Source organism: Mycobacterium sp. 134, assembly GCF_048282715.1.
Classification (GTDB): Bacteria; Actinomycetota; Actinomycetes; order Mycobacteriales; family Mycobacteriaceae; genus Mycobacterium; species Mycobacterium septicum.
On sequence record NZ_JBLVUN010000008.1, the window covers coordinates 4163729 to 4182411 of the forward strand.

The 18683-nt window shown below is 63.6% G+C and carries 16 protein-coding genes and 1 pseudogene; 5 read left to right on the top strand and 12 right to left on the bottom strand.

The genetic code is table 11. The features are described 5' to 3' along the window. The first annotated feature begins 228 nt into the window (after positions 1-228). The 3 genes from ACNQVK_RS24635 to hsaC are packed head-to-tail and all read left to right on the top strand — an operon-like array spanning position 229 to position 3557. Positions 229-1422 (top strand): Rieske 2Fe-2S domain-containing protein, encoded by a 1194-nt coding sequence (locus ACNQVK_RS24635; RefSeq protein ID WP_418031609.1) that lies wholly within the window; start codon positions 229-231, stop codon positions 1420-1422. Continuing rightward, positions 1419-2621 (top strand): 3-hydroxy-9,10-secoandrosta-1,3,5(10)-triene-9,17-dione monooxygenase oxygenase subunit, encoded by a 1203-nt coding sequence (hsaA, locus tag ACNQVK_RS24640; RefSeq protein WP_418031610.1) that lies wholly within the window; start codon positions 1419-1421, stop codon positions 2619-2621. The genes ACNQVK_RS24635 and hsaA overlap by 4 nt, the downstream gene beginning before the upstream one ends. 3 nt (positions 2622-2624) lie before the next feature. Beyond that, a complete protein-coding gene (gene hsaC / locus ACNQVK_RS24645) occupies positions 2625-3557 on the top strand; it encodes an iron-dependent extradiol dioxygenase HsaC (protein ID WP_418031611.1) in 933 nt (310 codons plus the stop codon). 60 nt (positions 3558-3617) lie between these two features. Here hsaC and ACNQVK_RS24650 read toward each other — a convergent pair whose 3' ends face one another. From ACNQVK_RS24650 to ACNQVK_RS24665, 4 genes are all read right to left on the bottom strand, one after another. Further along, the gene (locus tag ACNQVK_RS24650; protein ID WP_418034304.1) at positions 3618-3926 is read right to left on the bottom strand and encodes a WhiB family transcriptional regulator; all 309 of its coding nucleotides are present in this window, start codon (positions 3924-3926) and stop codon (positions 3618-3620) included. 254 nt (positions 3927-4180) lie between these two features. Then, positions 4181-4546 carry a hypothetical protein gene (locus ACNQVK_RS24655; protein WP_418031612.1) on the bottom strand — a complete coding sequence of 122 codons (366 nt, stop codon included), beginning with the start codon at positions 4544-4546 and terminating at the stop codon, positions 4181-4183. A 398-nt stretch (positions 4547-4944) separates the two neighbouring features. Beyond that, positions 4945-6465: a flavin-containing monooxygenase gene (locus tag ACNQVK_RS24660; RefSeq protein ID WP_418031613.1), complete on the bottom strand. Its 1521-nt coding sequence runs from the start codon at positions 6463-6465 to the stop codon at positions 4945-4947. Position 6466: 1 nt separating this feature from the next. Then, the gene (locus ACNQVK_RS24665; protein ID WP_418031614.1) at positions 6467-7483 is read right to left on the bottom strand and encodes an AurF N-oxygenase family protein; all 1017 of its coding nucleotides are present in this window, start codon (positions 7481-7483) and stop codon (positions 6467-6469) included. 444 nt (positions 7484-7927) lie between these two features. Between ACNQVK_RS24665 and ACNQVK_RS24670 the strand changes: the two genes are divergently transcribed. Beyond that, positions 7928-8851: a universal stress protein gene (locus ACNQVK_RS24670; protein WP_418031615.1), complete on the top strand. Its 924-nt coding sequence runs from the start codon at positions 7928-7930 to the stop codon at positions 8849-8851. Between the two features lie 59 nt (positions 8852-8910). Here the strand turns inward: ACNQVK_RS24670 and ACNQVK_RS24675 are convergent, their stop codons facing one another. After that, positions 8911-9696 (bottom strand): hypothetical protein, encoded by a 786-nt coding sequence (locus tag ACNQVK_RS24675; protein ID WP_418031616.1) that lies wholly within the window; start codon positions 9694-9696, stop codon positions 8911-8913. 339 nt (positions 9697-10035) lie between these two features. Between ACNQVK_RS24675 and ACNQVK_RS24680 the strand changes: the two genes are divergently transcribed. Next, the gene (locus ACNQVK_RS24680; RefSeq protein WP_418031617.1) at positions 10036-10671 is read left to right on the top strand and encodes a vitamin K epoxide reductase family protein; all 636 of its coding nucleotides are present in this window, start codon (positions 10036-10038) and stop codon (positions 10669-10671) included. 100 nt (positions 10672-10771) lie between these two features. Here the strand turns inward: ACNQVK_RS24680 and dprA are convergent, their stop codons facing one another. The 7 genes and pseudogenes from dprA to ACNQVK_RS24715 all read right to left on the bottom strand — a co-directional run bounded on the left by dprA (position 10772) and on the right by ACNQVK_RS24715 (position 18466). Continuing rightward, positions 10772-11920, bottom strand: coding sequence for a DNA-processing protein DprA (dprA, locus tag ACNQVK_RS24685; RefSeq protein WP_418031618.1), 1149 nt, complete (start codon positions 11918-11920; stop codon positions 10772-10774). Continuing rightward, a complete protein-coding gene (locus tag ACNQVK_RS24690; RefSeq protein WP_409553092.1) occupies positions 11917-13428 on the bottom strand; it encodes a YifB family Mg chelatase-like AAA ATPase in 1512 nt (503 codons plus the stop codon). Before ACNQVK_RS24690 ends, dprA begins: the two co-directional genes overlap by 4 nt. A 1-nt stretch (position 13429) precedes the next feature. Beyond that, positions 13430-13657 (bottom strand): annotated as a pseudogene (locus ACNQVK_RS24695) (YraN family protein); the annotation flags it as partial. A 673-nt stretch (positions 13658-14330) separates the two neighbouring features. Beyond that, a complete protein-coding gene (locus tag ACNQVK_RS24700) occupies positions 14331-15302 on the bottom strand; it encodes an IS481 family transposase (protein WP_047328137.1) in 972 nt (323 codons plus the stop codon). 58 nt (positions 15303-15360) lie between these two features. Beyond that, positions 15361-15975, bottom strand: coding sequence for a hypothetical protein (locus tag ACNQVK_RS24705; RefSeq protein WP_418031619.1), 615 nt, complete (start codon positions 15973-15975; stop codon positions 15361-15363). A 1088-nt stretch (positions 15976-17063) separates the two neighbouring features. Then, positions 17064-17390, bottom strand: a complete 327-nt coding sequence (locus ACNQVK_RS24710; RefSeq protein ID WP_418031620.1) for a helix-turn-helix domain-containing protein — start codon at positions 17388-17390, stop codon at positions 17064-17066. Further along, positions 17387-18466: a tyrosine-type recombinase/integrase gene (locus ACNQVK_RS24715; RefSeq protein ID WP_418034306.1), complete on the bottom strand. Its 1080-nt coding sequence runs from the start codon at positions 18464-18466 to the stop codon at positions 17387-17389. Before ACNQVK_RS24715 ends, ACNQVK_RS24710 begins: the two co-directional genes overlap by 4 nt. Between the last annotated feature and the right edge of the window lie 217 nt (positions 18467-18683).

Here is an 18683-nt window from a genome sequence, read left to right on the forward strand (position 1 = left end):
GCACGAATGACTCTGCAGGACAGGATAGTTCGGCAGCTGCGGGACGGAACTGGCTGCACACCAGTGGAACAGACCGACAGGGGCGGCTCCGGTCGAGGCCACCGCGAGAGGTCACAAAACTAGGGACCTTCGTCCCTATTGTACCGCCGCAACCTGCACTTAGCGTAGCGATCTAGCAGTTTCAGGAACGTGTTCTAGTTAGCCGTTGTGTGGCTGGAGGTGACGGATTTGACCAACGATTCGGCTGGTGTCGCGGTGCGGGAGATCGACGTCGGAGCGACGCCGACGCGGTTTGCCCGGGGCTGGCACTGCCTCGGCATGCTGTCGGAATTTCAGGACGGCAAGCCGCATTCGATCAGCGCATTCGGGACAAAGCTGGTCGTCTTCGCCGACAGTCAGGGCGAGGTACACGTGCTCGATGCGTACTGCAGGCATCTCGGCGGCGATCTTTCCCAAGGTGACGTCAAAGGCGATGCCGTTGCGTGTCCCTTCCACGACTGGAGGTGGGCAGGCAATGGCCGCTGCACACAGGTGCCATATGCAAAGCGCGCTCCCCGACTTGCTCGTACACGTGTGTGGAATTCGAGTGTCCGTGCGGGTCTCCTTTTCGTCTGGCATGACCCGGAGGGGGGTACCCCGTCACCGAATCTGGACATTCCAGACATTCCGGAGTTTCGGGACGAAGGCTGGACGGAATGGTCCTGGCGCACCGAACTCATCGGCTCGAACTGCCGTGAGATCGTCGACAACATCGTCGATATGGCGCACTTCTACTACATCCATTTCGGGTTTCCGACCTATTTCAAGAATGTGTTCGAAGGTCAGGTAGCGTCCCAGTACCTTCGGACGATCGGGCGGCCCGACGTCAACCTGGGTGGCTCCCACTACGCGGGTGAGCAGGTCCTGGACTCCGAGGCGTCCTACTTCGGACCGTCGTTCATGATCAACCGGCTGCACAACAGCTACGGCGGCTACCAAGTGGAAGCGATCCTGGTCAACTGCCACTATCCCGTCACAGCGGATTCCTTTGTGCTGCAATGGGGCATCATGGTGCGCCGACCGCAAGGTCTGAGTGCCGAGGCGACCGAGATGCTGTTGCGGGCGTTCACCGACGGTGTCAGCAGCGGCTTCCTGCAAGACGTGGAGATCTGGAAGAACAAGACCCGCATCGACAATCCACTTCTGGTCGAGGAGGACGGGCCGGTCTATCAGCTGCGACGGTGGTACGAGCAGTTCTACGTCGACGTCGCGGAGGTCACCGCGGACATGACCGATCGCTTCGAGTACGAAGTCGATACCGCTGCCGCCAACGAGTACTGGCGCAACGAAGTCGCGGAGAACCTCCGACAACGAGACACCCCGACCACGGTCTCAACAGGCCTTGGCCTCAATCAGCCCAGCGTTGGGAAGGCAGTTCAGTGACTTCTGTCCAGCAAGGTATTACCCAGGCCGTTCGGGACACCCGAACAGTTCTGTCAGGCGTCGACGAGTTGTTGCCGCTGCTGCGTGAGCGCGCTCAGGAGACCGAGGATCTGCGCAAGCTGCCCGATGCGAACGTGAAGGCGCTGGAAGACGTTGGTTTCTTCAAGCTGCTGCAGCCCGAACAGTGGGGTGGCCTGCAGTGCGACCCGACGGTCTACTGCGAGGCGGTCCGGCGGCTGGCCAGCGCTTGTGGTTCCACCGGCTGGGTGGCCGGCGTACTGGCCGTGCACAACTGGCACCTGGCGCTGTTCGATCAGCAGGCTCAGGAAGATGTCTGGGGCGACGACCCGGCCGCACGGGTGTCATCGTCCTACGCCCCGATGGGTACGGCACAAGCCGTCGACGGGGGGTATCTGGTTTCCGGCTCGTGGCAATGGTCGTCCGGGAGCGCGCACGCCACCTGGGCCTTCGTCGGTGGCCCGGTCATCAAGGACGGCCGGCCGGTCGACTTCGGCAGCTTCCTGATCCCGATCAGCGACTACAAGATCGACGACGTCTGGAACGTGGTCGGCCTGCGCGGCACCGGCAGCAACACCCTTGTGGTCAAGGACGCTTTCGTGCCCAAGCACCGCTTCCTGTCCTACAAGGCGATGAACGACGGCACCGCCGGCGGCTACGAGACCAACACCGCTCCCGTGTACAAGATGCCGTGGGGCACAATCCATCCCACCACCATCTCGACCCCGATCGTGGGCATGGCCTACGGCGCCTACGACGCGCACGTCGAGCACCAGGGCAAGCGTGTCCGTGCGGCCTTCGCCGGCGAGAAGGCCAAGGACGATCCGTTCGCCAAGATCCGGATCGCCGAGGCCGCCAGCGACATCGACGCCGCCTGGCGTCAGCTGTCCGGCAACGTCGCCGAAGAGTACGCGCTACTGGTCGCCGGCGAGGAGATCCCGTTCGAGCTGCGGGCCCGCGCCCGTCGCGATCAGGTACGAGCCACCGGCCGCGCGATCGCCTCGATCGACCGCCTCTTCGAGGCCTCGGGGGCCACCGCGCTGTCCAATGACGCTCCGGTGCAGCGGTTCTGGCGTGACGCGCACGCCGGCCGCGTGCACGCCGCCAACGATCCCGAGCGTGCCTACCTGATCTTCGGCAACAACGAGTTCGGCCTGCCCCCGGCCGACACGATGGTCTGACACATGACCGCCGCACGGAAAACCCCGGCGACAGGTATCACCTCGCTCGGGTATCTGCGCATCGAGGCCACCGACATGACGGCCTGGCGTGAGTATGGGCTGAAAGTGCTCGGAATGGTGGAGGGCAACGGATTCACCGAGGGCGCACTGTATCTCCGCATGGACGAGTTCCCGGCCAGGCTGGTCATCGTTCCGGGTGAACGCGACAGGCTGCTGGCATCCGGGTGGGAGACCTCGAATGCCGAAGCGCTGCAGGATGTCCGCGCCAGTCTGGACCGTGCGGGCGTGCGCTACCGTGAGGCGGGCGGGTCAGAGCTCGCCGACCGTCGGGTCGATCAGCTGATCCAGCTACAGGATCCATCGGGCAATACCCTGGAGATCTTCCACGGTGCGGCCCTCGAGCATCGCCGGGTGGTGAGCCCCTACGGCCACCGGTTTGTCACCGCCGAGCAGGGCCTGGGACACGTAGTGTTGACCGCCCGCGAGGACGCCGAGTCACTGCACTTCTACCGCGATGTGCTCGGCTTCCAGCTACGCGACTCGATGCGGCTACCACCGCAGGTGGTGGGCCGGCCCGTCGACGGCCCAGCAGCCTGGCTGCGGTTCCTGGGGGTCAACCCCCGCCACCACAGCCTGGCTGTGCTGCCGGCTCAGACCGCCAGCGGGATTGTGCATCTGATGATCGAGGTGGAAAACAGCGACGACCTGGGCCTGTGCCTGGACCGCGCGCTTCGCCGCAAGGTCCCGATTTCAGCGACGCTGGGTCGGCACGTCAACGACGAGATGCTGTCCTTCTACATGAAGACTCCCGGCGGCTTCGACCTCGAATTCGGCTGCGAAGGACTGTACGTCGACGACGACGGCTGGATCGCCCGCGAATCCACCGCAGTCAGCCTGTGGGGCCACGACTTCGGCATCAGGTCCCAGAATCCGTGACGGGAGCAGCGGACGTCAAGAGCAGGAAATCAGCAGGCGACTTGAACTGGCCCAGTCCCGCTACGTCGCAGGGCTCGCCCCGTCATTGCTTCTGGGAGACGTCTCCGACAGCACATCGCTACGTTCATCAGCTGTCAGCCCTCCCCAGACTCCGTGCGGTTCAGAGAATCTGAGCGATTGCCTGAGGCAGGCGCGTCTGACGGGACACGATTGGCAGATCGCCTTGGCCCTGGCCACACGTTGTCTCCGAGCCGCGGCCCTCTCGCGATCCGGACCGTAGAATACGGTCGGGTCGACGTCGCGGCAGCTACTACGTGAACGCCAGTCCGGGAAGGCCGACTCAGGCGTCGGCGGACGGCAGGTATTCATCGGACTGACAAGTATTTCCGCATCCGTGAGGGCGCGCGACGAAGGTGCGGGAAGGCAACTCACGAATGCTCCTTTCGGGGCTGCCGGTCAGCCAGATCAATTCGACCACCACACCGCTCGCTGTCGCTAGGGACTGAAGTCCCCAACTCCTGAGGGCCTTTGCCTGCGGCCAAGCCAGAGTTTCCCGGGCGACCATGTTGGCTGCGGACCGCCGTGTGACGCCCAAGAACGCTCACCCGCTTTCTCGGTCCTGGTCAGGACGCGATCTGCATCCCAGACAAGATGAGTTCCGAATCCGCTCGGAATGTGGGGTTCAGCGGTGTCACGCTCTGTGCAGCGACGATCACGACGGACATAGCGCCTTTGACGGGAACAGCAACAGCGACCACGGAGGCACTCACGCTTTCGGCTGTGTAGGTGACTCTGCGGGCGGAGTATCCGCACACCGCGATTGCCCGCTGCGTGATGTTCTGAGCACCAACGTTTTCGAACCCTTCGATGCTGTCGTCCAACGCGTCACTGGCAGATTTGTCGGGCCCGATGACCTCACCGGTGGCAACAGTGATCGCCGGAACCCCTAGGCTGTCGGCGAGGGTGTTGTTGCGCAGCACCAGCTTCATCGGCGGCTTGATGAAGTCGGATTCTGATTCCCAGTTCGGTGGCTGCGGGAGCCGCATCGCCGGTTCCCCGGCGACTGTGGGGACATCGATCCACCGGTTGACCTCGACCTGAGCACAGTTCCGCTCTGCTGCTGCAGACGTGCCAGTCGGTGCGTCTGTGACCCGTTGCGCGGCTGCCGCGGTCGCCTGTCTGTTGTCCCCTTCACTGCCGCACGTCGCCAGCAGCACGGCGGCCGCCGCAGCCGCGCACGCCTGGCCGATGCGTCTCTGCCGCGCACTCTCCTGCATGGCTGCTGTCCACCGTGCCAAGTCCGAAAACCCTTTCATCGAGCCATTTCAGGCTCATTGTCGACGGGACTGCCAGCGTCGGACCGCTCGCCGACGGCGCTCGAGTGAGGTCAACCTGCCGAATGCGGTAGAGGCTGGGCTGTCTCCGAACCTGTCATCGCCGCAGCCGTCTCGAATTTCAGATTCGGGTCGACCACCGGGCCGTTGCGCAGCAGCTCAGCGTCGTAGGTGTAGTTCATCGACATCACCCACGGCTTGTCGACGCCCCGGCGAGGCATGTCGGCCAGTGCGCGCTGCACGTAGCCGGCCGAGAAGTCCAGCAACGGCAACGTTCCCACATCCGGGTCGGCGATCGGCCGCACCGTGTCGTAGCCGTGCTGGTCCATGTGGGTCAGCATCCGGCAGAAGTGTTCACACAGCAGGTCGATCTTGAGCGTCCACGACGAGTTGGTGTAGCCGAACGCGAACACGAAGTTGGGTACCCCTGACAGCATCATGCCCTTGTACGCGACGGTCTGCGGCAGGTCCACCGACTGCCCATCCACGCTCAGCGTCATGCCGCCGAGCAACTGGATGTTCAATCCGGTTGCGGTGACGATGATGTCGGCCTCCAGCTCACGACCGGACTCCAGCAGGATTCCCTTCTCGGTAAACGTCGAGATCCGGTCGGTCACCACCGACGCGCTGCCATCGCCGAGCACACCGAACAGATCACCATCGGGCACCGCACACAACCGCTGATCCCACGGGTCATACCGTGGACTGAAATGCTCATCCACCGGATAGCCAGCCGGCAGCTCGCGGGCGTTGAACCACCGGATCACCGCCCGCGCTGCCCGCGGATACTTCTGACAAAACGTATAAACACCACGCTGTTTGAGAATGTTCTTGCGCCGTGTCAACGCATATCCACGCTCCGGCCCCAATAACCGCTTGGCGATATTGGCGAACGCATCCTTGGCCGGCACCGGCATCACATACGTCGGCGACCGCTGCAACATGGTCACATGGGCAGCCGTACCCGCCATCGCCGGCACCAAGGTGACCGCGGTTGCCCCACTACCGATGACCACCACCTTCTTGCCCGCATAATCCAGATCCTGCGGCCAGTGCTGCGGATGCACGATCTGCCCGCCGAACCGGTCCGCGCCCTCGAACTGCGGGGTGTAGCCCTGGTCATAGCGGTAATACCCACCGCCACAGAACAGCCAGCTCGCCGAGACCTGAACCAATTCTGGATCCGCCCCCTCACTGTCGCTCCGCTCGACATCCACCGTCCATCGCGCCGTCGCCGAATCCCACGCCGCACCCAGCACCTTGTGGTGGAGCCGGATATGGCCGTCGATGCCGTTCTCCGAGACCGTCTCACGCAGATAGGCCAGAATCTTGTCCGCAGTCGCGATCGCGTACTCATCACGCCAGGGCTTGAACTCATAACCGAAGGTATGCAGATCCGAATCCGACCGGATCCCGGGATAGCGGAACAAATCCCACGTACCACCGAGCGCATCGCGAGCCTCCAGGATCGCGTAGCTACGTCCCGGATGCTCCCGTTGCAGGTAGTAAGCGGCGCCGATGCCCGAGATCCCAGCACCGACGATCAACACGTCGAAATGTTCTTTGTCGGACATCTCAGGCGACCGGGATCAGGTGTTGGCGTTGCGGTTCGCTGCGGTAACGGCTCGGCGGCCCGTCGATCTTGCAGACCTTCCACATCAGCTTGGCTGCCGGGTTCATCAGGCCCGTGTCGTGACACAGCATGCGGACATCGCCGAACATGTCGCGCAATATCTTGCGGGACTCGGGTGCACGGAAAAACAGGTCCTTGCGCACCGAGCGCGGGATGTCGAATTCCTTCCAGAACGCGCGCGGCGGCACGATGATCGCCGAGCACAGGATGCGCATGGTCAGGGGCACGAACAGCGACAGCAGCAGGCGCTGGTGCCAGGGCAGATTTGGCACCCGCTTGTGCAGGTACTGGTGCGCGAAGGACATGTGTCGGGCTTCCTCGGCGACGTGGATCGCCATGACCCGTTCCATGATCGGGTGCAGGGCCTTGCCTTCACGCAGGACGTTCTTCTGGGTGTGGTCGATGGGCTCCTCGCCGGCAAGGATGCCGAAGAAGAACGGGATGGGCAGCGGGCCTGCGGTCAACGGGATGAGCGGCTGCAGCCACTTGAGCAGTCGCGGCATCCCGGGCACGTCCATGCCGATCCGGTTCACCATCTCCTGGAACATCAGATTGTGATTGCATTCTTCGATCGACTCGTGCAGGCAGTACCGGTACTCCGGTGAGCCATTGGGAACCCAGAACGAGTACTCCATCAGGCCACGGATCAGGATGTTCTCGAACTGCTCCCCGACCTTGGCGACATTGGCCTGACGCCACATCCCGATTTCGATCTGCCGGTCGGCCGGCTGGTTCTGGTACCAGGGATGAGCGCCGATCGGGTCGGATCCGGGCAAGATCCAGCGTGGGTCGTCCGCTTTGACCGCGAATGCCGCTGTGTCCCACTCGATGTCCTTGTATGGATTGAAGTTGCGGCGCACCGACCCCTCGGACAGTGTCGCGAGCATGTCGGTGTACTGAATGTCGTCGCTGACGTCCATGTTCTTGCGCCAGCGCCTGACCACCTTGGTCCGAGCCATATTCTCGACCTCCCTGCTCACCGACGGTTTACATATCGCCGCCTAATGTCCACAAACGGTACCGGCGGTCCCCCTGTCGGCGGGTAGGGCCGAAAGACCCTATTGACTTGACGCTCGCGCCTGCGGCCCCGGTGGAAGCCGGCCGCGGTAGCCCGGCAGCGAGCGGTTCGCGAGAGCCGGTCGAGAGGCGTCGATCTTGAGGACCAAGGACCCTTCACCCGGCCCTCCCGGGTGCCCCAATCTAGATATGGCGATCTGATCGGAAAGGAGTCGCACCCTGACCTGCTCCGTGAAACGTACCCGCCGTGCACAATCGTTCAGTTTCTCTGAACAGCAGTGGATTTGGGGTGTACCGACCGCCGGTGAACGCAGCGACATGCCGCCCTTGGGGTGACCGCGATGTCACACAGCCGAGACGAGATCGAGGGAATTCTATTGCTCAGAATGGCAAATGAGATTGGCAGCACCGCCCATGTACTTGTCGGCGTCGACGGATCGATGTCCGCGCTCGAGGCAGCCGCATGGGCGGCACGAGAGGCGCAACGACGACGCGTCGCGTTGCGACTGGTGCACGTCGTGGACGCCAGCGAGGCAGAGACCGAGTTAGGCCCGTGGTCGCAGCACAGAATGTTGAAGTACCTGGAGTCCAGGGCCGTCGACTTGCTGGCCGAAGCCCAGCAGAAGGTGGCTGGGCTGTGCCCGGAGGTGGCAGTCGAGACATCGTGGATCGTGGGCAGACCGCTTCCGGCGCTGATTGCCTTGTCGCGAGAGGCACTGCTGGCGGTTGTGGGATCGAGCCGTGCTGAAGCGCAGGGCGCCGTCCATGCCGGATCGGTAGCGGTATCCGTGAGCGCGCATGGATACGTCCCGGTGGTCGTTGTGCGTGGGGCAGAGCGCGTTTCCCGAGAAGACCAGCAACAGACTGTTGTCGTAGGTGTCGATAGCTCTGAGGCAGCGGACAATGCCACTGAGTGGGCGTTCGAGGAAGCGGCGCTGCGTGCTGCTGATCTGACCGCCGTTTTCAGTTGTGGCGAATTGCCCGGCAGCCTCACGGATTCGCCGTCCGAACCGGACTGGTGGCTGGCTTATCAAGCGCAGCAGGAACAATCGCTGGTTGAGCGCATAACACGATGGAACGAACGCCATCCCGAGGTTGTCACCCATTGCGCGGTCACCACAGGCCGGCCGGCGTGGGCATTGATGCACCGGGCTCACGATGCGCAGCTGATCGTCGTCGGCAGTCGCGGCCGCAGTGAATTTGTGGGTTCCGTCCTGGGTTCGACCAGCCATACCCTCATTCATCATGCACCGTGCCCGGTGATGATCGTTCCGTCCCGCGCTGCCTCGAACCGCAGTGGCCAGCCGTAGCCGTCCCGGCGCGTTACCGACGATGCGACCTCATTCGAGCACCTCTCCCCCTGTAGCAGCTAGGCATAGCGGGTATCACTGACGACGCGGTCGACGATCTCGCGGGCGGCAGTCAGGTGTTTGTAGGCCTGATCGAGGTCGGTATCGAACTCGGCCCGATAGCTGATCATGGCACCGGCAATGGTGGACAGACAGATGTGCGCAGCGTTATGTGCATCGTCGGTCGCGGCCTTCAGTTCGGTGGTCAGCCTCGCGTCGGGCGTCGGCATGCGGACAGCGAGGTCAACGGCGGCCACATCATGCATCTTCTGGCACGACGCCTTCAACACGCCAACGTCGGCCTGCTGCAACGCTTCCTGCGAATCGTCCAGTGCGATCCGCAATGCGATGAAATCGGTGCGACTGTCGGCCCACCACTCGCGGATCGCCGAAGCCGTTGTCGCAGCGGGGGCCGACTGCTGCTCGTCATGTTGCCTCTCGACCACCAGTACCGTCGTCACCACCGCGGCAGCAAGCACACTCACCAGACCGAGGGCCTTAACCATTGGGCCGGAGAAGCGTCGCCGCTGAGCGGCTTCAGAGGCCTTTTGCTCCTGCGTTGATGTCCCACACTGCTTGCACAGACCGAACTGCGCCGGGCTCGCCTGCCCGTTCGGGATGATCACCATCGAGATCCCCTTACGACATCTGTCGTCAAATCGGTTGGGGGAAAAAGTATTCGGAATACAGCGTGGATCGATACGGGCACTGCGGTCCGGGCTCGATCGCGCAACCGGTACTGTGCTGTCATCAACCTGGGTGGTCACAACCGTGCCAGTGACGACCGCGCGTTTGATGTCGTCCACTGTCCACGCCCCTTCACACCGCGTGCGTCCCGAATACTTGCTCCGCGTGACTGAGTGCCATTGCAAGTGTCAGCAGATAGGCAGCCTCACGAAAGGGCCTTTCGACCCAGATCGCGAGGACCTTCGGCAGGAATAGAGGACTTTTGGCCATAGTTGCAGCCGCCGGTCACAGGTAGATTCGGTCCGAGTTGCATACGCGGGCTTCAGAAGGGCTGGTATGCCTTCAAGGCCGATCAGCACAAGTGAACACGGCCATTCCGTGACCGGCGAACTGAATGAGGTTGGGGCTCTGTACAACCACGTTTTCGATGTCCTCCTACCGATCTGTAGGACTGACCGATGAGCTGCGCCGATCAAACCGCCGCGTCCGAGCTAGACGAGTCGGGGACCGAGAAGGCCCCGGGAGTGGCCGTCGGCAAGGCCGGGGCGGTCTGGATCCTGATTGCCGGTGTCCTCGGTCTGGCCGCCGCGTTGGCGCTGACGGTCGAGAAGATCGAGCTGCTGATCGATCCAAGTTATGTGCCGACCTGCAGCATCAACCCGGTGATCTCCTGCGGGTCGGTGATGACGACCTGGCAGGCATCGGCCTTCGGATTCCCCAACTCGCTGATCGGGGTGGTCGCCTTCACCCTCACCCTGGTCACCGGTGTGCTGGCCGTGGCCGGTGTTCGGCTGCCCCGGTGGTACTGGTCGGGGTTTGCCGCCGGCGCCCTGCTCGGTGCCGTCATGGTGCACTGGCTGATCTTCCAGAGTCTCTACCGCATCGGCGCCCTGTGCCCGTACTGCATGGTGGTGTGGTCGGTGACCATCCCGCTGCTGGTGGTGACGAGCTCCATCGCGCTGCGGCCGCTGCACACCAACGCGGTTGCCCGGGCGATCTATCAGTGGCGGTGGTCGCTGGTGGCGCTTTGGTTCACCTCACTTGTGCTGTTGGTCTTGGTGCGTTTCTGGGAATACTGGTCAACGCTGCTGTAACACTTCAAGATTGATTTGGCATGCTGCTCGCCGCGGGCCGTCCGACGAACTGGTGACGCGTTTGGACGGCTCTCCGTCTCAACAGCATTGCTCGTCCAGATCAGCCTTTGACGGCGCCCCGTCGGCGCCGACGCGTGATCCGCCAGCATCCGTCGACGCTTTCGACCAGCCCGGCCAGCTCCAACATCGTCAACGGCCCCAGCACCTGGTGCGGAGGCAGCGCGGCGAGCATCGCGATCTCGTCCACGGTGTGGGCACCGCGGGCCGGCAATGCGTCATAGACCTGTTTCTCGGCCGGAGCGAGTCCATCGAGAGGCGTTGCCGGATGTTGCGGTTCGGGTGCCAGTTCGCCCATGCGACCGACGAGTTCGACGATCTGCTCGGCCCGGTCCACCAGGACAGCATCATTGCGCAGCAGCGCATGGCAGCCCGCCGATGCAGCCGAGGTCACCGGACCCGGGACGGCACACACCGAGCGGCCCAGCGCCTTGGCCCACGACGCGGTGTTGGCGGCGCCGCTGCGCAACCCGGCCTCCACCACCACCGTCGCCCCGGAAAGGGCGGCCACCAACCGGTTCCGGGTGAGGAACCGCAACCGACCCGGCGCCATCCCGGGCGGGTACTCGCTGACCAACAGGCAGTCCTGGCGGATCCGGTGGAACAGCGCGCTGTGCCCGGCCGGGTACGGGTTGTCGATGCCACCGGCCACGATCGCGACCGTCACCCCCTCACACCCCAACGCTGCGCGGTGGGCTGCCCCATCGACGCCATAGGCCCCGCCGGACACCACCGTGACATCCCGTTCGGCCAGACCGGCGGCCAACTCGGCGGTGACGTGCTCGCCGTAGGCGGTGGCCGCACGGGTACCGACGATCGCCGCGGCCCGCTCGGCCGCCTCGTCGAGGCGTGCGGGCCCGACCGCCCACAGCACCAACGGAGGGTGACCATTCCGACGCTTCTGCACCTCATCCCCGCGAAAGGCCGCGAAGCGCAGCAGCGGCCACTCGTCGTCATCAGGTGTGATCAAACGCCCGCCCATTCTGTCGAGGGCATCCAGGTCATTTGCCGCACAATCGAATTCCCGACGTGCCTCGACTCGGCACAACACCTCGGCCTCGACCTGACCAGCCTTGACCCGGCCGGCCGCCTCGATCGGGCCGACTTGCGTGACCAAGGCCGTCAACTGCGGGCACGGCGGTTCGGCCACCCGCGACAGATACGCCCATGCGCGCCGCATTTCGTCGGTCATGACACTCCCCCGGCCTGCCGGAAGCTCAATGCGGCGGCAACGTCTTCATGGGCGGGGATGGTCCGTCCGCCCAGATCCGCCAAGGTCCATGCGACTCTCAAACACCGGTCGGCACCGCGCATGCTGATCACGCCACGGTCGAGTACCGACCGCAACGGCTCCATCGCGGCTTTGGGCAACCGGAACTCGCGCCGCAGCAGCGGGCCGCTGACCTCGGCGTTGGTGCCGATCCCATACGGTTTCCACCGTTCCTGGGCGGCGAGGCGCGCTGCGGCGACCCGCTCGCGGACCTCTGCGCTGGACTCGCCCGTCTGCGGCATGAACGCCCCCGCGCTGACCGGGTACAGCTCCACCCGCAAGTCGACACGATCCACCAGCGGCCCCGACAACTTCCCCCGGTACCGGAGCTTGGCTTGGGCCGAACAGACGCAGTCGGCCGAATTCGGCGGCGCGCACGGGCAGGGATTGGCCGCCAGGACCAATTGGAACCGGGCCGGATAGCACGCCACACCGTCGCGGCGAGCCAACCGGATCTCGCCGTCCTCCAATGGAGTTCGCAGCGCTTCGAGGGCACTTGATCCCATTTCGGGAAATTCGTCGAGAAACAACACACCCCGATGTGCCCGGCTGACCGCGCCGGGGCGCGCGAATCCGCTTCCGCCACCGACCAGTGCGGCCACGCTCGAGGTGTGGTGCGGGGCCACAAACGGCGGTCGGGTGATCAACGGTGTATCCCCCGCCAACAATCCCGCCACGGAATGGACCGCCGTCACCTCAAGCGACTCAGCCGGCGACAACGGCGGCAACAGCCCCGGAAGCCGTTGCGCCAACATCGTTTTCCCTATACCTGGCGGGCCAGTGAGCATCAGGTGATGCGCACCCGCGGCGGCCACCTCGACGGCATACCGAGCCTGAGCCTGTCCGACCACGTCAGCCAGGTCTGCCATCGGCTCCGGTGCCCGCCCCGTCGCGGCGACCCGGGCCTGCAGATCCCCCTTGCCGTCGAGCCAGGCCTGCAGCTGCCGCAGGGTCCCCGCACCGCACACCTCGATCCCGTCGATCAGGCTGGCCTCGGCCAGGTTGTCCACCGGCACCACCACCGTGGGCCAGCCCTCCTGCTTGGCGGCCAGCACCGCCGGCAACACACCGTGAATCGGCCGGACCCGGCCGTCGAGGGCGAGCTCGCCCAGCAGTACGGACTTCTCCAGCCGCGCCCACGCCGTCTTGGTGTGCGCCGAGAGCACCGCCGCCGCCAGCGCCAGGTCATACACCGAACCGACCTTGCGCAACGTGGCCGGGGACAACGCCAGCGTCAGGCGCGACATCGGCCACTCATTGCCGCAATTGGTGATGGCCGCGCGCACCCGATCCCGCGACTCCTGCAGGGCGGTGTCGGGCAGCCCCACCAGGTTGACGCTGGGCAGCCCCGAGGTGATGTCCGCCTCGATCTCCACGATGACGCCGTCCACGCCGCGCACGGCCACCGAATAGGCTCTACCCAAACCCATTTCAGCCCACCCCCTTGAGGTGCGTCAGCTCGGGTTCTCGGCGACGGCCGAGGCGCACCCTGACCACGTCGATGCGCAGCGCGGCGAAGCGAACCTCCTGTTCGGCCAGCCACAGCGCCGCCAACCGCCGGATGCGGCGCACCTTCTGCGCCGTCACCGCCTCGGCCAGCCCACCGAAGCCGTCGCCGGTACGGGTCTTCACCTCGACGAAGACCGCCGTGTTCGTGGCGACAACTGGCGGAATGTACGTATTAGGAAAGTGCGCTATTCGAAGGTCACCCGCTCCACTCCCTCCACGGGGGTAGATGCGGCGACGTAATCGGCCCAGCTCGACTGGGCGTACTGGGCCCAGCCGTACGCCGTGGTTGGATGGATGCCAAATAGGTCACACATTATCGTTGGGGGCAGTTCGAAGGCGGCTTCAAATAGGGCCGTGTTGCGCGCGGCGATGTTGGGCAAGCCGTATTTCTTTAACGTCCGACTAAACGCGCCGCAGTTCATTGGACGGCTCGGAGGCCTGCCCGGGAACAAGTAACGGGGCTCTCGATCCGGGAGTTGATGGATCGACACTGAGCGAGATCCGATCTGTTCGTCTATGAGGTGCGCAAGGCGCGGAGGCAGAAGAACCGGATGCTCGTTGAATTTTATGTATGCGCCCGTGTCGCCACGGTCGAACTTGTCAACCGTCAATTCGAGGATCCGCACTAACTGAACCCCATAGAGGCGGGTCAACGCTCCTACGATCCGAACTGCTAACGGTAACGAATCGTCGTTTAGACATCTCCGGAGTTGACTGCTGTGCTCATCTTCGTCGAGTAGCTGCGAGGGACGCCCACTGCCTGGTTTCGTAATATCAAGGGGCACAGTGAGTTTTCGCTTACTAGTCCATCGGAGAAATGCGCCTAGCTGTTCTTCACGGGTAGGTTGTGAACGCGTAGGCGCTCGATTGGTGTCATTCCGCCGATGCCGGTGTGGGGTCGGTGGTGATTGTAGTGATGCAGCCAGTGCTGGTAGGTTCCGGCGCGTTCGGCCTCAGAGCGGTAGGTCTGCGCATAGGCCCATTCGGTGGTCAGGGTGCGGTTGAATCGCTCGACTTTGCCGTTGGTCTGTGGCCGGTAGGGCCGGGTCCTCTTGTGGGTGATGTCGGGGCCGAGCGCTTCAGCGAAATTCTTTGACCGGTAACAGGATCCATTGTCGGTCAACACTCGTTTGACGGTGATGCCGTGGTCGGCGAAGAACGCGTTGGCGCGTTTCCAGAATCCCGCGGCGGTTTCTTTGCGTTCGTCGGTGAGGTCCTCGGAGTAGGCCAGCCGGGAGTGGTCATCAACGGCGTGGTGCAAGAACGTGTATCCCATGCCGCAGCGGTTGCGCCGGCCGGCTTGGCGACCCAGCTTGCGATGGCCGCCCCCGTCGGGGATGCGGCCCAGTTTCTTGACGTCGACATGGACCAAGTCGCCGGGAGCCGGGTGCTCATAGCGGCGGGGTTTGGGCCGGCGTACCGGTAACCCGGTGTTTTGGTCCAGGTGCCGCAGCAATGGCATCCGGTAGCGGCGCAGCACCGCCTCAACGGTCGAGCGTGGCAGGTGCAGGTAAGCGGCGATGCGATGTGGGCCCCAGCGCCGGGTGAAGCGCAGGTTGACGATGCGCCGCTCACGTCGTTTCGGCAACCGCAACGGACTGCGATGCGGCCGGCTGGGCCGGTCTACCATCGCTGCTTCGCCACCGTCGCGATAACGGTCGGCCCATTTCTTGGCTGTGGCCACCGAACATTGGAACCGCTCAGCCGCGCGCCGCAAACTCCAGCCCTGATCAACAACCGCCTGCGCAAGCCGCAACCGCCCACGAGGAGTCAACGAAGCATTAGCGTGGACCATGAGGACCTCTCGGTAATCGGATGTGCGTATTTGGTAACCACACCGATACCGGAGGTCCTCACCTACTTCCGCTCACCACGCCGTTCACAACCTGTCTGGGAGTTACACCTAGCGCCCATCGACTCGACGGTCTGATGTCAAGCCACATATCTAGGTGTATCTGCGACACCTCCAACAGGGTGATGTTCTCGTAGTCGAGCCAGTTGAGGAATCGGATGGCGGCTCGGATCTGAGCGCGGTCGAGCGCGGCCGCCCCCGGGGTATATCGGCCGCGCTCCGCGCGGCTGCGGGCATCACGAATGACGGACCATTCGGCAAACGGTCGGATGATGTTTTGGCGGGGTTGTGGCAGCTCGCCGATCATGGCGTCGGCCCATAGCTGCAGCTGCATAACCGTCTCTCTGCGCTCAGGCAAAACAGTGGCTGTTACCAAGATCTCGCGGAGCCCTCGAAGACCGAGATGCTGCGGAAAGCGGTCCAGAACATCGTGGGTGATGGGCAGCTTCTGCCTGACCAGGATGCGAAGGATCTCGGCGGACACGCTCTTGGACAGCCATTGCATAACCCCCCAAGGGGACGCTGCCACAAGCATATCGGCGAGTGGCTGCAACTGCGCCGGAATCTCTGCAGTAGTGGTGTCAGTGAGCAGATCGTTGACGCGTTCGCGGGCCACGCAGCCCCGGCACACGTCGTTGGCGTAATTGTCGCCAGGCTGTCCGCATCGTCGGCAAAGATAATCGGTGGCCAGACCCGAGCATGGGCCACATAATCCCAGGCCTTCAGCGCTGCGTCCGACGAGAACCCGCCTAGCATCGCAACCGGAGCATCGCTCGGGATGGTTCGTACGGTAGTCGTAGCAAGAGTTGCAGACTGGGCCGAGCGGCCAATTGGCATGGACCTCCTTGTCGTTGTCGCAGATCGCGCATTGTGCAACTGTGCGGGGCCAGCAGCTGGCGCAAAGAAAGGGTCCGCCGCGGAACTTTCCGCCGTTAGCTGTGCGGCCACACTGGGTGCATTCCCCGATGTTGCGGTAGCAGGACTTGCAGGTATCAGGACGCGTACCGTTGGCCCGAGCCTTGATTGGCCGAACTTCTCCACAGACTCCGCACAGCGCCGGTGGTGTTGTGTAACAGCTGCGGCAAATCGGTCCATCGGGGGTGTGCTTCACCGCCGGCGCTTGCGCTCCACAGGATGAACAGGTGTGGAGAGGCTTGGGTGCACAGCGCTGGCACAGCGGGCGTCCATCCTTCGTTCGCCCATGGACCAGGTGCGTGCGGCCGCACTCCGCGCATGCTTGTTGACTGGCCGGGTCGTCGCGATAGCACTGTCGGCAAATCGATCCCTCTTGGCGACGCACAACGAGATTCGCGACGGTCCCGCACCGAGCACAGGGCCGCCGGTCGAACTCGCTAACGCACCTGCCACACACCCGGCCTTGGTCTGTGTTCCGGTCGAGCCGATCAGCGGTGCGGCCACAAATAGCGCAGCCGAGGATAGAGACTGACGAGTCATAGCCGGCCTCGACTAGCACGCGGGTCAGCCGGAGCAGGGCTACAGGGCAGTGGCTCGACGGGTTGCGCAGGGCATCTGGGTGTGCGTAGAGATGGACGGCGAGCTTGCGGAGCGGCGCCGGGGTGAGCACATTGGCATTCTTCAGAATCTCGGTCGCGGCCTCGTTGGTAAGCTGTGCATCGACCTCGCGACGGAGAAAGGCCACCAACTCTGCCGTAATCGCCTCCCGTTCGGCCTTTTTACTAGGAGTCATGGGTTGGGCCTTTGGATCACTGAGCGGCGTGGCTTGATCGGAGACTGCTTGATCCCCTTCTCGCCGACCGCCTTCGGGACCTGTTTGTTGACAACCTGGGGCTTGATCAAGTCGTTGGGTGTGCAGTCGAGGATGTCACACAGCGCGACGAGGGTATCCATGCTCAGCCGCTGCGGCGGCTGGGTGACCAAGCGGAATACCTGCTCTCGTGAGAGAGCGATTCCGCGTTCCGCCAAGTGTGGCAACAGATCTGTGGTGTGAAACATCTGGCGATCGGCCATCAGGTCGCGAAGCCGCCAGCTGAAGCCCATTTTTTTTCTCATTGTTCGACATCCCAGTCGTCTCCGAGGCGGCCTCGCAGCGCGGCTCCAAGGATCTTATTGCGGAATTCATTGGAAACCCCGGTGTAGATCTCCGTTGTCGCGCTGAAACTGTGGCCAACTTGCTCTTGGACAAACCTTGCCGGGTAACCGAACTCGATGAGGTGTGTGACATAGGAATGTCGGAGGCAGTGCGGATCCAGATGCACGTCGAGGCCAGCGGCCTCGCGCGCCTCAACGAAGGCTTCATTGATCGAGCGCGGTGAGAGCCGTCCACGACGTTCGGTAACCCACAATGCCGGGTGATTGGCCGGGGCGAACTGGGGCCGCAACTCAGTCACCCAGTCATGGAGGGTGTCCACCACCCAGTCCATCTGCGGGACCAGCAGCACTGATCGCCGCTTCGGCACTCCCCCCTTCGGCGATTTGCCATAACGCACAGTGAGTAGGCCATAGTTTCTGTACTCCTTAGCCTTTCGATTTGAGCGCAGGTCAGTTAGATCAAGCATGGACGTCTCCGTCCGCCGAAGACCAAAGGCATAGACGGTCTTTATGACAGCGGCGTCACGCGCCGCTTCCAGACTGCCTTTGACTCCGCGCGAGGCAATCTCGGCGGGGCGTGCATCTGCCGCGTCGAACAAGGCCTGGACTTCGTCATAGCTCAGTGGCCGCCGTTTCGGATTCCCTTCATACTCCTGTTTGTGCGCGACACTGTTGCCTTCGTGAAACACCACCTGGGGAACTTCACCGAAACGCTTCTCGCAAATAGCTATCCAGCCGTAGCGCGAATCCCGCAGGTAGTCGATGAAGAGTTCGATCTCGACTTCGTATGCCCGAGCAGTCGATAGGGCACGCACTGTGGTCGACCGCAGGTAGTCAATAAACGCCTCGCCGTCAGCTGGAGTCCACTGCCATGGATACAGGCCGGCGTACTCCTCGAAACGCCGGATCAATCGCAACCTAGGAGCAATGGTCGACGACTGGATCCACCGAGCCGACTGCTGCCGACGCCAGCCTTCCAACATCGCCTCGAACACCGCCGCAGTCGGATCCAAAGGAACGACGTTGCCTGCGAGCACCAGGTGCGCCGAACCCGGCGCATCTCTGCTCAATCGGTCACATCCTTTGCCACACGTTAGTTGTACCAGATGCAACATTGATGCATTGGGTTTTCAGCTGCCATCACTACTCGGTAGCCATGATGGCGATTTCTCGGCGCTCTGGTTGACGGCCAATCCGCCTGCCCGTCCGCGAAGCTGCCCACGTTGGGACGGCACAGAATTTGATCCGCTCGCC

Bases quoted from the DNA above. Each gene is read 5' to 3' on its own strand.
- hsaC (WP_418031611.1), top strand. From the start codon at position 2,625: ATGACCGCCGCACGGAAAACCCCGGCGACAGGTATCACCTCGCTCGGG.
- ACNQVK_RS24650 (WP_418034304.1), bottom strand. From the start codon at position 3,926: ATGAATACCTGCCGTCCGCCGACGCCTGAGTCGGCCTTCCCGGACTGG.
- ACNQVK_RS24655 (WP_418031612.1), bottom strand. From the start codon at position 4,546: ATGAAGCTGGTGCTGCGCAACAACACCCTCGCCGACAGCCTAGGGGTT.
- ACNQVK_RS24660 (WP_418031613.1), bottom strand. From the start codon at position 6,465: ATGTCCGACAAAGAACATTTCGACGTGTTGATCGTCGGTGCTGGGATC.
- ACNQVK_RS24665 (WP_418031614.1), bottom strand. From the start codon at position 7,483: ATGGCTCGGACCAAGGTGGTCAGGCGCTGGCGCAAGAACATGGACGTC.
- ACNQVK_RS24670 (WP_418031615.1), top strand. From the start codon at position 7,928: ATGGCAAATGAGATTGGCAGCACCGCCCATGTACTTGTCGGCGTCGAC.
- ACNQVK_RS24680 (WP_418031617.1), top strand. From the start codon at position 10,036: ATGAGCTGCGCCGATCAAACCGCCGCGTCCGAGCTAGACGAGTCGGGG.
- dprA (WP_418031618.1), bottom strand. From the start codon at position 11,920: ATGACCGACGAAATGCGGCGCGCATGGGCGTATCTGTCGCGGGTGGCC.
- ACNQVK_RS24690 (WP_409553092.1), bottom strand. From the start codon at position 13,428: ATGGGTTTGGGTAGAGCCTATTCGGTGGCCGTGCGCGGCGTGGACGGC.
- ACNQVK_RS24700 (WP_047328137.1), bottom strand. From the start codon at position 15,302: ATGGTCCACGCTAATGCTTCGTTGACTCCTCGTGGGCGGTTGCGGCTT.
- ACNQVK_RS24710 (WP_418031620.1), bottom strand. From the start codon at position 17,390: ATGAGAAAAAAAATGGGCTTCAGCTGGCGGCTTCGCGACCTGATGGCC.